The organism is Parafrankia discariae (assembly GCF_000373365.1).
GTDB lineage: Bacteria > Actinomycetota > Actinomycetes > Frankiales > Frankiaceae > Parafrankia > Parafrankia discariae.
The window spans coordinates 215,531-229,300 of the sequence record NZ_KB891252.1 but is presented as its reverse complement, the minus strand read 5'-3'; the positions used below and the strand labels follow the sequence as shown (position 1 = coordinate 229,300).

Here is a 13,770-nt window from a genome sequence, read left to right as displayed (position 1 = left end):
GAAGATCCGTGATCCGATTCCGACGCGCGGTGCCGCTCGCACTGGCGGCGGCGCTGTTCCCGCTGGCCGCCTGCGGCGGGGGCGGCGGCTCGACGCCGTCCGGGCCGGCGCAGAGCCTGCGCCCCACCGCGCGCGCCGCGGCCGCCGGCGTGGACGACGTCGAGGGCGCGAAGGCGTCCCCGCAGTGCGCCGCCCAGGTGAAGACGCTGCGGATGTACGCCGTGGGGAACCTCAACGACGTGGCGAAGTCCGGCAAGGCGTACCTGGAGAAGGCGCATCCCGGCCTCACCGTCGACATCGTCGCCACCGCGCCGAACTACGTGGCGCTGGTCCAGCAGATCAGTGCGGACCGGGCCGCCCGCCAGCAGATCGACGTCGCGGTCGCCGGCTTCGACGTGCTGCCGGTGTTCGCCGACCAGCTCGGCGCGCAGGAACTCTCCCCGCGGCTGCTGCGGGCCTCCTACGACCAGCGGATGGTCCCGCTCGGCCAGGTCGGCGGCCGCCAGGTCGGCATTCCCCAGCAGGTCTCGACGCTGGCCCTGGCCTACAACCTCGACATCCTCGAGAAGGCCGGGGTCGACCCGAAGACGCTGACCACCACCGACGGCGTGATCGCCGCGGCCGACAAGATCAAGGCTTCCGGGCAGGACGTCCAGCCGATCGACATCCCGACCGGTCAGCAGTTCGGGCAGTGGGCGCTGAACACCCTCGCCAGCTCGAAGGGCGCACCGATCCAGGACGGGTCGGGCCGGCCGCGGCTGAACACCCCGCAGGCGCAGGAGGCCGCCCGGTTCCTGGCGAAGGTCGGGACGTACGGGCCGCAGTCCGACGACCCGACCAACCAGGGCCTGCTGCGGTTCGGCATCCGCAAGCAGACCGCGATGACGATGGTGACGGTCGCGGCGCTCGCCGGCGGCCTGAAGTTCATCCAGGACCAGGGCGCGCAGGGCTTCCGGGCCGGCGCGGTGCCGTTCCCGACGCTGCCGGGCGGGAAGCAGGCGCCGGTCGCGGGCGGCAACGCGCTGACCGTGCTGTCCACCGACCAGTGCCAGAAGGAGATGGCGACCGAGCTGGTCGTCTCGCTGCTCGCGCCGGACGTCCTGGCGGCGAGCACCGAGGCGTTGAGCTACCTGCCCGTCGACTCCGCCGAACTGGCCAAACTGGAGCCGTTCTACCGGCAGTACCCGCAGCTGCAGCCGTTCAACACCCTCGTCCCGTCGCTGGTCGCGCCGCCGTCGTGGGGCGGCGCGCGTGGCGGTGAGCTCCCGACCGCCCTGTCCGACCAGGTCGTGCGCATCATGGGCGGGGCGGACGTCGACAAGACCCTCGCCGCGGCGCAGGCCGAGGCCGAGACCCTGACCCGGTGACGGCGAGTCCAGTGTCGGGGAGCCCGCTGCCGGCGAGCCCGGGCACCGCGACCTCGGGGGCCCGCATCGAGGCGGTGGGCGTCGGCCGGGACTTCGGCTCCGTCCAGGCCCTGGCGGGCGTCGACCTGGCGGTCGAGGCCGGGGAGATCGTCGCCCTGCTCGGCCCGTCCGGGTCGGGCAAGTCGACGCTGCTGCGCATCCTCGCCGGGCTGGACGCGCCGACCTCCGGTGACCTGCTCTTCGACGGCGGCAGCCAGCTCGGCGTACCACCGCACCGGCGTGACGTCTCGATGGTCTTCCAGCACTTCGCCCTCTACCCACACCTGTCGGCGACGGACAATCTGGTGCTGGCCCTGCGTTACGGGCGCGGGATGTCCAAGGCGGCGGCCCGGGAACGCGCCACCGAGACGCTGCGGATGCTCGGCATCGCCGACCTCGCCCGGCGCCGCCCCGCCCAGATGTCGGGCGGGCAGCGCCAGCGGGTGGCCATCGGGCGCGCGCTGGCCACCCGGGCCCGCGTCGTCCTGTTGGACGAGCCGATGTCCGGGCTGGACGCGAAGCTGCGGGTGGAGCTGCGGGTGGAGATCGTCGGCCTGCTGCGCCAGCTGGGGACGACCGCCGTGTTCGTCACCCACGACCAGGCCGAGGCGATGGCGGTGGGCGACCGGGTGGCCGTGATGAACCGGGGCGCCATCGAGCAGATCGGCACCCCGGACGAGATCTACGACCTGCCGGCCACCCGGTTCGTCGCGACCTTCGTCGGCAGCCCGCCGATGAACGTCTTCGAGGGCACCTGGGCGGACGGCGTACTGCGCGGGCCGGGCTTCTCCGCGCCGGCGCCCGCCGCCGCGGTCGCCGTCGGGGTCCGGCCCGAGCACCTGCGCCTGGGCGGCTCCGCCGCGGACGCGTCCGGCGCCGGCTTGTCGTCCGGCGGCGGGGCCGGTGCGGGCGCGGGCGCGGGTCAGGGCCACGGTGTCGGTGCCGGGACGGCCGCCGGCGTGGGTGCGGGCGGCGGGTTCCGGGTGGAGGGCCATGTCGTCGTCGCCGAGCGGCTCGGCGCAGAGCGCACCGTCTATGTGCGATCGGCGGCCGGAACGCTCGGGGTGCGGGTGGCGGCCCAGGTCCGGGTCGCGCCCGACGAGCCGGTGACGGTGACCGCGCCGGCCTCCGCGCTGCTCTGTTTCGGCCCGGACGGCCGCTCACTGCCGATTCCCGCCGCCCGCCAGCCATCCTGACCAGACGCCACCCGGCCCGGCCCCTGCCTGCCCCGCCCGGCCCCGGCGGCCCGGGGCCCGCTCCGGGCCTGTGCCGATGTGAGTCGTCGTAGCGGCGGATGGGGCGGTTCGGTCAACTCGCTTCGACGGGCACCTCGCGGGACGCGCCCCGGGCGCGGAGATCCCCACGTCCGGGGCCTCGCCTGGCCCTGGTCGCCCCGGTCGGGCTGACCGCTTCGGTCGGGCTGACTACCTGGATCGCACTGATCGCCCGGGTCGGGCCGACTGCTCGGGTCGGGCCGCCTGTCCGAGTCGTGCTGGTTGCCCGGATCGGGCTGATCGCGCTGAGGTACCCCGAAGACTCTCGAAGTGGTCTTCCGGGGTCTTTCTGTTGTTCGGGAAGTGTGTTGACGGCCTAGGGAGCGGACCTTGGTCCCTGGTCGGAACCCGGCCGGATGGTGGAGCCTTATTTCAGGGCAAAACGATGTTTCTGGTGCGTGTTGCCGGCGGGCGAGATCCGCCGCTCCGGCCGGGCCGCCCTCGGGTGGGCGGACTTGTCTGGCCCTGTGCCGCATCTGGCGCCTACGGGACGATGCGGGCATCGTCGCAGGCGCTTCGGCGAGCGAACCGTGCAATTGCGCCGTCGAAGTGGTCCGTGCGTTACCTCTTCGCTCACATCGCACTCTCCATCGCTCTGGGACACGAAGATGTCGCGACATAGCGTTGCTAGCTGGTCACGCAAGCGACTGTGTCAGCGACTAGAGGAGAGACGTCGATGCTGACGGACAATGCCCACGCCTGCACCCATCCCCTCGCCTTCGTCCGCGCTCAGCGTGGGTGGTCCTACCAACGCCTGGCACGCGTCGTCGCGCGTCGTGCCCGAGATCTCGGCGTCGCGAACATGGCCGCGGAGCGGCAGAAGGTCTGGCGCTGGGAGCACCGCGGGGTCGTGCCGGACCGCGTCTCCCAGCTGGCGCTCGCCGCCGAGCTCGGGGTCCCCAGCGACCGCCTGGAGTCCCACCCGTGGCCGTCCTGGCTGCCGACCGGTGACGCGGTGCGCACGGAGTACCCGTGGACGGCCTCGGGCAGCGTCACCTCGCTCATGGACGTCGTCGAGGACGCGCTGACCGACCGCCGTGGCTTCCTGACCATCACCGGGCCCGGCGTCGCGGCGCTGTCGTCGGAGTGGCTCGGCCTCGAGTCGGCCCGGCTGCAGGCCGCGCTCGCCGGCGGCCGGGTGGACGAGCAGATCGTCAACCGGATCGAGCACAACATCCCCGGCCTGCGGGTGATGGACGAGCGGCTCGGCGGGGAGAGCGTGCGGCGGCTGGTGGACGCCGAGCTCGGCGTCGTCGCCGACCTGCTCGCCCGCGGCTCCTACACCGAGGGCATCGGCCGGCACCTGCACCTGGTCGCCGCCGAGCTCGCCCGGTTCGCCGGCTGGGTCTCCTTCGACGCCGGCTTCCAGACCGCGGCGCAGCGGTACTGGGTGACCGCGCTGCACGCGGCGCACGCCGCGGGGGACCGGATGCTCGGCGCGAACGTCCTGAAGAACATGTCGCTGCAGTGCGTGGACTTCGCCCGGCCGCGCGAGGCGGTCGACCTGGCGGAGGCCGCGGTCGCCAGCGCGCGGCGGGCGACCGGCCGGGTCGCGGCGATGCTGCAGATGCGCCGGGCCCGCGCGCACGCCGCGCTGGGCGAGGCGAGCGCCTGCGCCCAGGCGCTGGCCTGCGCCGAGGCGGCGTTCGTCGAGGCGCGGGCGGAGGACCCGGCCTGGTCGGCCTACTTCGACGACGCCGAGTACCAGGCACAGGTCGGCAGCTGCTACATCGACCTCGGCCACCTCGTGCACGCCGATCGCTGGTTGGAGAGCTCGCTGGCGATCCACCCGCACGCGCGCACCCGGGACCGCGCGACCTACCTGCTGCGGCGGGCCGCCGTCCAGATCGACCTGGGCAACCTCGACAGCGGATGCTCGCTGGCGAAGGAGGCCCTGCCGATGCTGGAGGCGACCCGGTCGAAGCGGAACAGCCGCCGGGCCGACGAGGTCCGGCGGCGGCTGCGCCGGCACTCGGCGGACCCGGCCGCGCGCGAGCTCGACCAGGTGCTGGCCCGCACGGCCTGAGCGCCCGGCGGCCCGCCGGAGGGGGTGGGCGGGCGGCCCGGCGGTCAGCCTCCGGTGTGCGGGTGCAGCAGGCGCCCGGCGGGCCGGGTCGGCTGCTCCGGGCCGGCCTCCGGGTCGATGCTCGCCGCCACCTGGGCACCGTCGGGATCGGTGACGACGAGCACGGTGTCGGCCGGCAGCGAGCGCTTCACCACGGCCAGCGCGATCGGGCCCAGCTCGTGATGCATCTCGGACGCCCCGACGAAACCGACGGTGCGACCGGCCGCGGTGACCGGAGTGCCCGGGGCCGCGACGGCGCCGTCCAGGTGCAGCAGCACCATCCGCCGGGGCGGTCGGCCCAGGTTGTGCACCCGGGCGACGGTCTCCTGGCCGCGGTAGCAGCCCTTGTCCAGGTGCACGGCGGCCGGCAGCCAGCCCACCTCGTGCGGGATGGTGCGGTGGTCGGTCTCCCGGCCCAGCCGCGGCCGGCGCGCGGCGATCCGCAGCGCCTCGAACGTGCTCAGGCCGGCCGGGGTGGCTCCGGCGCCCACCAGCTGGTCGGCGATCGCGGCGAGGTCCGCTCGTGCGACGAGCAGGTCCAGCCCGTAGGGCATCCGGCGGATCACGGGGGCGGCCGCCGCACTGGTGACCGGGTACGGGCCGGTGGTCACGGCACCGGCGGCGGTGCCCGCGGCCGGTGAGCCCAAGGCCGGTGAGCCCAAGGCCGGTGAGCCCAAGGCCGGTGAGCCCGCGGCCGACGGGCCGGCGGCCTCGTCCGGAAGGGCCGACGGGCCGAACACGGCCCGGGCGATGTCGTGCGCGCCCGGGCCGAGCAGCGAGAGGACGGCCGCCTCGGCGGTGGCGTCGGCCGGCTCGACGCGGAGCATGAACCGCATCGACTCCAGGAAGGACAGCAGCCGCGCGGCGCCCCCGGGCTCGACGTCGATCCAGGTGGTGCCGCCGTCGTCGGCGAGCACCAGATGGTGCTCGATGTGGCCGTGCGGGGAGAGCACCAGCGCCTCGGTGCCCCGCCCCGGGGCCAGCTGCGACAGGTGCTGCGAGGTCAGGCTGTGCAGCCAGGTGAGCCTGTCCGGACCGGTGACGCGCAGCACGCCGCGGTTCGAGCGGTCGACCAGCACCGCGGTGGTGACCGCCCGGCGCTGTTCGCGCAGCGGATCGCCGTAGTGGGCCGCGACTGTCGCGTCCGGCTCGGGGGCGGCGACCGCTCCGGGCCGCGTGAGCAGCGGAGACGGGGCCGGGGCCGGCCGGAGGGCCTGCGTGTCGGTGCTCATGTCAGCTCTAACGCCTTCCGGTCGCTGTGCACTCCGCGCACCGGCCCGCCAGTGTGAGGTGCTCCATGTCGACGGTGAAGCCCAGCTCCGCGCGCAGCTCGCCGACGATGCCCGCGAGCCGTTCGGGCGAGATCTCCAGGATGGCCCCGCAGGCCCCGCACACCAGGTGGACGTGCGGGTCGACCCCGGTGACGTGGTAGGTCGGCGCGCCGTGCGAGAGGTGCGCGTGCGAGACGAGGTCGAGCTCCTCGAGCAGGTCGAGGGTGCGGTACACGGTGGAGATGTTCACCCCGCTGGCCGTCTGCCGGACCTCGTGGACGATCGCCTCCGGGGTGGCGTGGCCCAGCCGGGCGACGGCCTCCAGCACCAGTTGGCGCTGCGGCGTCAGGCGATACCCGCGCGCCCGGAGCCGTGTGTGCCAGTCGTCGACCTTGGCCGCCATGGAGAAAGTCTAGGCCCCGCCGGGCGGATCCAGGCGGGTCGGACCACGCCGCGCTCCTCGCGGAGCGCCCGCGGGGAGCTCGCGGAAAAAACCGTTTGCGACGGCGGCCGGCCCGCGCGTAGCGTTCCCGGTACACGAGAAGGGAGGTGGTCCAGGCTTTGTATGCTCATAGGACTCGTGAGGTGACTGTCCGCTAGCCGGTCTCGTGGTCCTCACCCCTTGCCGGGTGGCCCTCGGGCACCGGCACCGGCGAGTACCAGGCAGACACCCGACCCCCGGGTGCCGTCGTTAGTCCCGACGGCCCGTCCCCGCCCTATGCGGGGCGGAGCACCCGGGGGTCGCTGCTTTTCCGGTCCCGCCCGGAGACCAGCGCGGGACACTGGCCGGGCACCGGGCCGAGCGGGCAGGATTCACCTATGCCGACGCTCGTCCTGCTCCGCCACGGCGAGAGCACGTGGAACCGTGAGAACCTGTTCACCGGCTGGGTGGACGTCGATCTGTCCGAGAAGGGCCTCAAGGAGGCCACGCGCGGCGGGGAACTGCTCCAGGAGGCCGGGGTCCTGCCCGACGTGGTGCACACCTCGCTGCTCACCCGGGCCATCCGCACCGCGTGGCTGGCCCTGGACGCGGCCGGGCGCACCTGGGTGCCGGTGCGTCGCAGCTGGCGCCTCAACGAGCGGCACTACGGCGGCCTGCAGGGGCTGAACAAGACGGAGACCCTGGCGAAGTTCGGTGACGAGCAGTTCCAGCTCTGGCGCCGTTCCTACGACACGCCGCCGCCGCCCATCGAGCCGGGCCAGCCGAGCGGCGTCGACGAGCGGTACGCAGACCTCGCTCCCGACGTGATCCCACACACCGAATGCCTGCTCGACGTCGTGATCCGCATGCTGCCCTACTGGTACGACTCGATCGTCCCGGACCTGCGCTCCGGTGCGACGGTGCTCGTCACGGCGCACGGGAACTCGCTGCGGGCGCTGGTCAAGCACCTCGACGGGATCTCCGACACCGACATCGCGAAGCTGAACATCCCGACCGGCATCCCGCTGCGCTACGAGCTGGACGACGATCTCAAGGTGCTGGACTCGGGCTATCTCGACCCGGCCGCGGCGGAGACCGCCGCCGCGGCCGTGGCGGCTCAGGGCAAGAAGAAGTAGTCGCCGGGCGGCGGCCACGGGTGGAGGGCTGGTGGCCGAGCGCGGGGGCTGAGCGCGAGAGCGGGTCGTCGAAGCCGGGTCGTCGAAACGGGGTCGTCGAAGGCGCGGGACGGGCGGCGAGAAGTCGGGCGGGCGGGTCCTCAGCCCGGCTTCTCGCCGGTGACCAGGTAGATCACCCGGCGGGCGACCGACACGGCGTGGTCGGCGTAGCGCTCGTAGTAGCGACCGCACAGGGTGATGTCGATGGCGGCCTCCATGCCGTGGGGCCACGGCTTCTCGATCAGCACGTGGAACAGGGCGCGGTGCAGCCCGTCCATCGCGTCGTCGTCGGCCTCCAGCTCCTTGGCGAGCTCGGCGTCCCGGCTGGCGATCACCGAGCCGGCCTTGGCGACGATGCGCTGCGCGACCTGGCCCATCTGCAGCATCGTGGCGTGCAGTTCCGGCGGGACCGCCCGCCCCGGGTAGCGGCGCCGGGCGACCTTGGCCACGTGCAGGGCGAGGTCGCCCATCCGCTCCAGGTCGGCGACGATGCGCAGCGTGGTCACCATCATCCGCAGGTCGGTCGCGACCGGGGCCTGCCGGGCCATCACGTCGAAGGCCCGCTCCTCGATCTCGTTGCGGAGCAGGTCGACGGTCTCGTCCGCGCTGATGACGTTCTCGGCGAGCTGGAGATCGGCGTCCAGGAGCGCGGTGGTGGCCCGGGCCATCGCCGACGCGACCATGCCGGTCATCTCGATCAGCGATTGGTTGATGCTTTCCAGTTCTTCCTGGAAGACGTCCCGCACAGACGGCTCCTTACAGCTAGGGAGGTTCGGAGCACCATTCGATCACAGTCGTTCGGTGGTCCTCTGAGGTTGAGGTCAGACGATGATGCGCAGCCGTCGCCGCCGGGTGAACATCGACGATAGGCAGGATGAACACCTGGCGACCATCGACGGTGAACCGTTGCGAGCCAGAGCGCGGACGACCTGGTGGCGCCTAGCATTCGGCACGTGGGGGACAGGTCGGACGATGACATGACAACCGGTCACGTCGCGTTTCGCGGGGGTTGGCCCGCCAGGGCTGGTACGGGTACCCCCGACGATCGGGTCGCGGCATCGTGGAGGGGACGCGGCGATGGCACGGCGGCCTGACTCGGCTGGTCGGGGCTCGGCTGATCGGGGCGGTGCGCCGCCCGCCGGCCCGCGCGGCGTCGCGGCGGCCGCCACCGGCCCGCACGCGCTGCCCGCCCACCTCGTCCGGCAGGTGATCGCCGGCCTGCCCTCGGGGCTGGTGGTGGTGAACGCCGAGGACGTGGTCGTGCTGGTCAACTCCACCGCCCGCCGGATGGGTGTCGTCGACGGTGACCAGCTCAGCGTGGGCGAGGTCGCGGACCTGGTGAAGGCCTGCCGGTTCGCCGCGGCCGAGCGCAACCGCCAGCTGGACCTGCCGCCGGTGCCCGAACCACCGCTGACCAGGGCCCGTCCGGACCAGACGGCGTTGGCCGTCTGGGCCTACGCCCGCCCGCTCGGTGACAGCGGGTACGTCTCGGTCCTGCTCGACGACATCACCGACTCGCGGCGGGTCGAGGCCGTCCGGCGGGATTTCGTCGCCAACGTCAGCCACGAGCTGAAGACGCCCGTCGGGGCGCTGCACGTGCTCGCGGAGGCGGTCAGCGAGGCCAGCGAGGACCCGGTGGCCGTGCGCCGTTTCGCGTCGCGGATGACGCACGAGTCCACCCGGCTGGCCCGGCTGGTCCAGGAGATCATCGACCTGTCCCGGCTACAGGGTGCCGAGCCGATGCCCGACCTGGCCCCGGTGCCGGTCTCGGTGGTGCTCGCCGAGGCCGTCGACCGGAACCGGTTCAGCGCGCAGGCCCAGGAGATCTCGGTCGCGGTCATCGGCGCCGGTGGGCTGCGGGTCCGCGGGGACGAGAACCAGCTGGTGACCGCGGTGGCGAACCTGCTGGACAACGCCATCAGCTACTCGCCGCGCGGCACGCGGGTCGTGCTGGGGGTCCGGCAGGTCGGCGCGACGATAGAGATATCGGTCGCGGACGAGGGAATCGGCATCGCCGAGAAGGACCTGGAACGGGTCTTCGAGCGTTTCTACCGCGCCGACCCGGCACGTTCCCGGGCGACCGGGGGAACCGGTCTCGGCCTGGCCATCGTGAAGCACATCGCGACCAACCACGGCGGTTCGGTGAGCGTGTGGAGCGCGGAGGGCCGGGGCTCGACGTTCACACTGCGCCTGCCCTCCGGTGCCGACAGGCCCAGAAAGACCGGAGTCGTCCCGGTCCGGCCGCCCGTCGAGGCGCCCGATCTCGACGATTCCGCGTCGCGCGGCCCGGTCCTGACGGAAACTGTGCACGAATCATCAGGTCCGACCCGGTCGGTGGCGGCTCCGGTCGCGTCCGAGAACTCCTCCGGAACCGGCCACGGCGGCCCCGGAACATGAGCTGGAGCCGGTATTCCGACCGGCTTTCTCGCGGTGGCCCCTGTTCCCGGCGCCGGCCGTAAAACGGTGTGGCGCAAGACGGTATGACATGGCGCGGTGAGAAATTTCGTCCCCGGAGATTCCGGCGGACGCGGGAGTACAGGGAGCGTGACGGTGACCAGGCTGCTCGTGGTCGAGGACGAGGAGTCCTTCTCCGATGCGTTGTCGTTCATGTTGGAGCGCGAGGGGTTCGAGGTCGCCGTCGTCGGTGACGGGCCGAGCGCGCTGGCCGAGTTCGACCGGCACGGCGCCGACCTGATCCTGCTCGACCTCATGCTGCCCGGCCTGTCCGGGACGGAGGTCTGCCGCACGCTGCGGGCCCGCTCGACGGTGCCTGTGATCATGCTCACCGCCCGGGACAGCGAGATCGACAAGGTGGTCGGCCTCGAACTGGGCGCCGACGACTACGTGACGAAGCCGTTCTCGGCCCGTGAGCTCGTCGCCCGGATCCGCGCCGTCCTGCGCCGCCGGGTGGAGACTGAGGAGGTGTCCGACGCCACGCTGGAGGTCGGCCGGGTGCGGATGGACGTCGAGCGGCACGTCGTCACGGTCGACGGCAGCCAGGTCGCGCTGCCGCTCAAGGAGTTCGAGCTGCTGGAGATGTTCCTGCGCAACGCGGGCCGGGTGCTCACCCGCGGCCAGCTGATCGACCGGGTGTGGGGGTCGGACTACGTCGGCGACACCAAGACCCTCGACGTCCACGTGAAGCGCCTGCGGACCAAGATCGAGGCCGAGCCGGGGGCGCCACGGCACCTGGTGACGGTGCGTGGCCTGGGTTACAAGTTCGAGCCCTGACCGGCTCCCGCCCCCCACTGGCCGGCTGGCCTGGCCGGAAACGTCACCAATCGGAAGCGGCACTAGGTTGGACGGGCGCCCGGAACGGACGGATTCCGGGGCAGGCCAGAACGCGGCCTCCCGGTCACGGGGCGTCGGCGGTGGCATACACAGGGGGGTGACCAGTCCGGTGACGAGCGGTCGTGGGACGGTCCGTCGCGGGGCCATCGGTCCGATGGCGATCCGGGCGGGAGACCGACGGTGCGGTTGAGGCCGGCGCTGGCGCGCCGGGGACCGGGCGGAGCCGCCCCAGCCGACGGGGCGCAGCGGGCGGACCGGTCGGGTCTGGCCGACCAGGCGGATCTGGCGAACCTGGTGGACATGGTCGGTGACGGCACCGCCGGCGAGGGAGGCCCGGACCCGCACGGCGCCGGCCCGCACGGCGCCGGCCCGGACAGCGCCGGCCCGGACAGTGCCGGTCAGGGCGCGCTGCGTGCGCTGGAGCGTGGTCCGCGGGCCCCGGCCGCGGACGCGGCCGGACGGGTCGTCGTCCCGGCCGCGGACGACCGGGTCGCCGCGCCACCCGGGCATCCGAACGGCCCGATGCGGCTCGGCGTGATCGACATCGGGTCGAACACCGTCCACCTGCTGGTGGTGGACGCGCACCGGGGCGGCCAGCCGCAGCCGGCCGCGAGCGTGCGCGTGCCGTTGCGCCTGGTCGAGCTGCTCGACGACGACGGGCGGCTGGCGGAGCGCGGTGAACAGGCGCTGACCGACTGCATCCAGCAGCTGCGGGCGCACGCGCAGGACCTGCATGTCGTCGACCTGGTCGCCTTCGCCACGTCGGCTGTCCGGGAGGCCCCGGACGGCGACGAGGTGCTGGCGCGGGTACGCGCCGACACCGGGCTGGAGGTCGCCGTCCTGTCGGGCGAGGCCGAGGCGCGTCTCACCTTCCTGGCGGTGCGCCGGTGGTTCGGCTGGAGCGCGGGGCGGCTGCTCGCGCTCGACATCGGCGGCGGCTCGCTGGAGATCGGCGCGGGCATGCACGAGGACCCAGAGGTCGTCGCCTCGCTCCCGCTCGGCGCGAGCCGGCTGACCAGGGACTGGCTCAGCGAGAACGACCCGCCCAAGCGTTCGGAGCTCAACGCGCTGCGCCGCTATGTCCGGGCGCAGATCGCGCCGGTCGTCGGGTCGCTGTACCACGTGGGCGAGCCGACCCAGGCGGTGGCGACGTCCAAGACCTTCCGCTCGCTGGCCCGGGTCGCCGGCTCCGCGCCGTACGGCCGCGGGCCCTACGTGCGGCGGGTGCTGCGCCGGGAGGACCTCGTCGAGGTCGCCGCGCGGGTGTGCCGGATGTCGGCCGCCGAGCGCGCGGCACTGCCGGGGGTCTCCGCGTCGCGGGCCGGCCAGCTGGTCGCGGGTGCGGTCGTGGCGGCCGAGGCGCTGGATCTGTTCAACCTCGGGGAGGTGGAGATCTGCCCCTGGGCGCTGCGCGAGGGGGTGATCCTGCGCCGGCTCGACCTGCTGACCTCGGGGCTGGACGGCCCGCGTTCACTTCCGCCGGCGCGGTAGCGATGACTTGCGTCACTGTGTGGTCTCGTCGTCGGCGAGTCTGAACGCGGGAGTGCCGCGGCGGACCGCCGGTCATCCACCGGTCACCCGCCGCCGCGTCGCTGGTCCGGCCGTCGGACCGCCGGTCCGGAGCCCGGGTTCGGGCCAGCGGTTCGCGCCGCCGGGCCGGCCCGGCGGCCGTCCTGCCCCCTCCTGGCGCAAAGGCCGGGGAGGCGGCGCGCCGGGTATGGCCTAGCCTGGATGACGGGGCCGGTTCCTCACCGGTCCGGGACGGGTCCGGTCACAACAGGCGTCCGGCCGTTCGGCCGCCGAGATCCTGATACGGGAGCCGAAGTGCAGCAACGCGGTGCCAGGGGGCGGCCGGTGGCGCCGGCGCCGCCGGCGGCGGGGTCCTCGTCGGCGACGCCTCCGTCAACGTCTCCGCCAGCCCCTCTGCCAGCGTCGGCTCCGTCCGGCCTGGTCGTCACCCCGCGGCTCGCGGCGCCGGCGGCCCCGCCCGCCGCCGGGTCGCAGCCGGTGGGCGGTGGGCTGGTGGCGCTGTCCACGGCGTCCACGTACCCGGAGTCGACGGCGACCGCCTTCGAGATGGCGGCGCGGCTCGGCTACGACGGCGTCGAGATCATGGTCTGGACGGATCCGGTCAGCCAGGACCCGCAGGCGCTGCGCCGGCTCCGCGACTACCACGGCATCCCCATCCTGGCCGTGCACGCGCCGTGCCTGCTGCTGACACAGCGGGTGTGGGGGACGGACCCGTGGGCGAAGCTGGAGCGCGCCCGGGCGGTGGCGGAGACCCTCGAGGCACCGACGGTCGTCGTTCATCCGCCGTTCCGGTGGCAGCGCGACTACGCCCGCGAGTTCGTCGCCGGCATCCACCGGATGGCCGGCGAGACGGACGTCCGCTTCGCGGTGGAGAACATGTTCCCGCTGCGGGCCCGGGGCCGGGAGGTCTCGGCCTACGCCCCCGACTGGTCGCCGATCGACGACGGCTACCGGCACGTCACCCTGGATCTCTCCCACACCAGTGTCTCCCGCTCCGACGCGCTGCTGATGGCGGACGAGCTCGGCGACCGGCTCGCGCACATCCACATGGCGGACGGCACGGGCCTGGCCAAGGACGAGCACCTGGTGCCCGGCCGCGGCACGCAGCCCTGTGCCGAGCTGCTGGAGCGCCTCGCGGCGAACGGGTTCGACGGCACGGTCGTCGTCGAGATCAACACCAGGCGCGCGGAGTCGCGTGACCAGCGGGAGGCCGACCTCGCCGAGGCGCTGGCCTTCACCCGGCTCAACCTCGCCGCGCCGGCCGAAGTGGTCCCGGTTCCCTGACGAGGCCCGCACCGTCCGTGGCGTATACCGCTGTCGGTGGCGGAACCGCGCCG

At 73.6% G+C, this 13,770-nt stretch carries 11 protein-coding genes; 8 read left to right on the top strand and 3 right to left on the bottom strand.

Going from position 1 to position 13,770, the window contains the following annotated elements; translation table 11 throughout:
* Positions 1 to 8: 8 nt before the first annotated feature.
* The 3 genes from B056_RS0128430 to B056_RS0128420 all read left to right on the top strand — a co-directional run bounded on the left by B056_RS0128430 (position 9) and on the right by B056_RS0128420 (position 4,706).
* Complete coding sequence (locus tag B056_RS0128430) at positions 9 to 1,367, top strand: extracellular solute-binding protein (RefSeq protein WP_018505234.1); 1,359 nt, start codon at positions 9 to 11, stop codon at positions 1,365 to 1,367.
* A complete protein-coding gene (locus B056_RS0128425) occupies positions 1,364 to 2,602 on the top strand; it encodes an ABC transporter ATP-binding protein (RefSeq protein WP_230203231.1) in 1,239 nt (412 codons plus the stop codon). Before B056_RS0128430 ends, B056_RS0128425 begins: the two co-directional genes overlap by 4 nt.
* Positions 2,603 to 3,356: 754 nt before the next feature.
* A complete protein-coding gene (locus tag B056_RS0128420; RefSeq protein ID WP_026240241.1) occupies positions 3,357 to 4,706 on the top strand; it encodes a hypothetical protein in 1,350 nt (449 codons plus the stop codon).
* A 44-nt stretch (positions 4,707 to 4,750) separates the two neighbouring features.
* On the opposite strand, the gene ygfZ is transcribed toward B056_RS0128420, so the two are convergent.
* Both ygfZ and B056_RS0128410 read right to left on the bottom strand, forming a co-directional pair.
* Entirely contained in the window at positions 4,751 to 5,977 is a 1,227-nt protein-coding gene (gene ygfZ / locus B056_RS0128415; protein ID WP_018505231.1) for a CAF17-like 4Fe-4S cluster assembly/insertion protein YgfZ, read from the bottom strand.
* Between the two features lie 7 nt (positions 5,978 to 5,984).
* Positions 5,985 to 6,419 (bottom strand): Fur family transcriptional regulator, encoded by a 435-nt coding sequence (locus tag B056_RS0128410; protein ID WP_018505230.1) that lies wholly within the window; start codon positions 6,417 to 6,419, stop codon positions 5,985 to 5,987.
* A 416-nt stretch (positions 6,420 to 6,835) separates the two neighbouring features.
* Here B056_RS0128410 and B056_RS0128405 point away from each other — a divergent pair, with 416 nt between their 5' ends.
* Positions 6,836 to 7,573 (top strand): phosphoglyceromutase, encoded by a 738-nt coding sequence (locus B056_RS0128405; RefSeq protein ID WP_018505229.1) that lies wholly within the window; start codon positions 6,836 to 6,838, stop codon positions 7,571 to 7,573.
* Between the two features lie 140 nt (positions 7,574 to 7,713).
* Here B056_RS0128405 and phoU read toward each other — a convergent pair whose 3' ends face one another.
* On the bottom strand, positions 7,714 to 8,358 hold the full coding sequence (gene phoU / locus B056_RS0128400; RefSeq protein ID WP_018505228.1) for a phosphate signaling complex protein PhoU: 645 nt from the start codon (positions 8,356 to 8,358) through the stop codon (positions 7,714 to 7,716).
* A gap of 331 nt (positions 8,359 to 8,689) precedes the next feature.
* Between phoU and B056_RS0128395 the strand changes: the two genes are divergently transcribed.
* The 4 genes from B056_RS0128395 (at position 8,690) to B056_RS0128380 (ending at position 13,717) form a co-directional block, all read left to right on the top strand.
* Positions 8,690 to 10,009, top strand: a complete 1,320-nt coding sequence (locus tag B056_RS0128395) for a sensor histidine kinase (RefSeq protein WP_018505227.1) — start codon at positions 8,690 to 8,692, stop codon at positions 10,007 to 10,009.
* Between the two features lie 153 nt (positions 10,010 to 10,162).
* Entirely contained in the window at positions 10,163 to 10,843 is a 681-nt protein-coding gene (locus B056_RS0128390) for a response regulator transcription factor (RefSeq protein WP_026240240.1), read from the top strand.
* Positions 10,844 to 11,425: 582 nt separating this feature from the next.
* A complete protein-coding gene (locus B056_RS38320) occupies positions 11,426 to 12,394 on the top strand; it encodes a Ppx/GppA phosphatase family protein (protein ID WP_035753093.1) in 969 nt (322 codons plus the stop codon).
* 516 nt (positions 12,395 to 12,910) lie between these two features.
* Positions 12,911 to 13,717, top strand: a complete 807-nt coding sequence (locus B056_RS0128380; protein WP_018505224.1) for a sugar phosphate isomerase/epimerase family protein — start codon at positions 12,911 to 12,913, stop codon at positions 13,715 to 13,717.
* Positions 13,718 to 13,770 lie beyond the last annotated feature (53 nt).

Bases quoted from the DNA above. Each gene is read 5' to 3' on its own strand.
- B056_RS0128420 (WP_026240241.1), top strand. From the start codon at position 3,357: ATGCTGACGGACAATGCCCACGCCTGCACCCATCCCCTCGCCTTCGTC.
- ygfZ (WP_018505231.1), bottom strand. From the start codon at position 5,977: ATGAGCACCGACACGCAGGCCCTCCGGCCGGCCCCGGCCCCGTCTCCG.
- B056_RS0128410 (WP_018505230.1), bottom strand. From the start codon at position 6,419: ATGGCGGCCAAGGTCGACGACTGGCACACACGGCTCCGGGCGCGCGGG.
- B056_RS0128405 (WP_018505229.1), top strand. From the start codon at position 6,836: ATGCCGACGCTCGTCCTGCTCCGCCACGGCGAGAGCACGTGGAACCGT.
- B056_RS0128395 (WP_018505227.1), top strand. From the start codon at position 8,690: ATGGCACGGCGGCCTGACTCGGCTGGTCGGGGCTCGGCTGATCGGGGC.
- B056_RS38320 (WP_035753093.1), top strand. From the start codon at position 11,426: ATGCGGCTCGGCGTGATCGACATCGGGTCGAACACCGTCCACCTGCTG.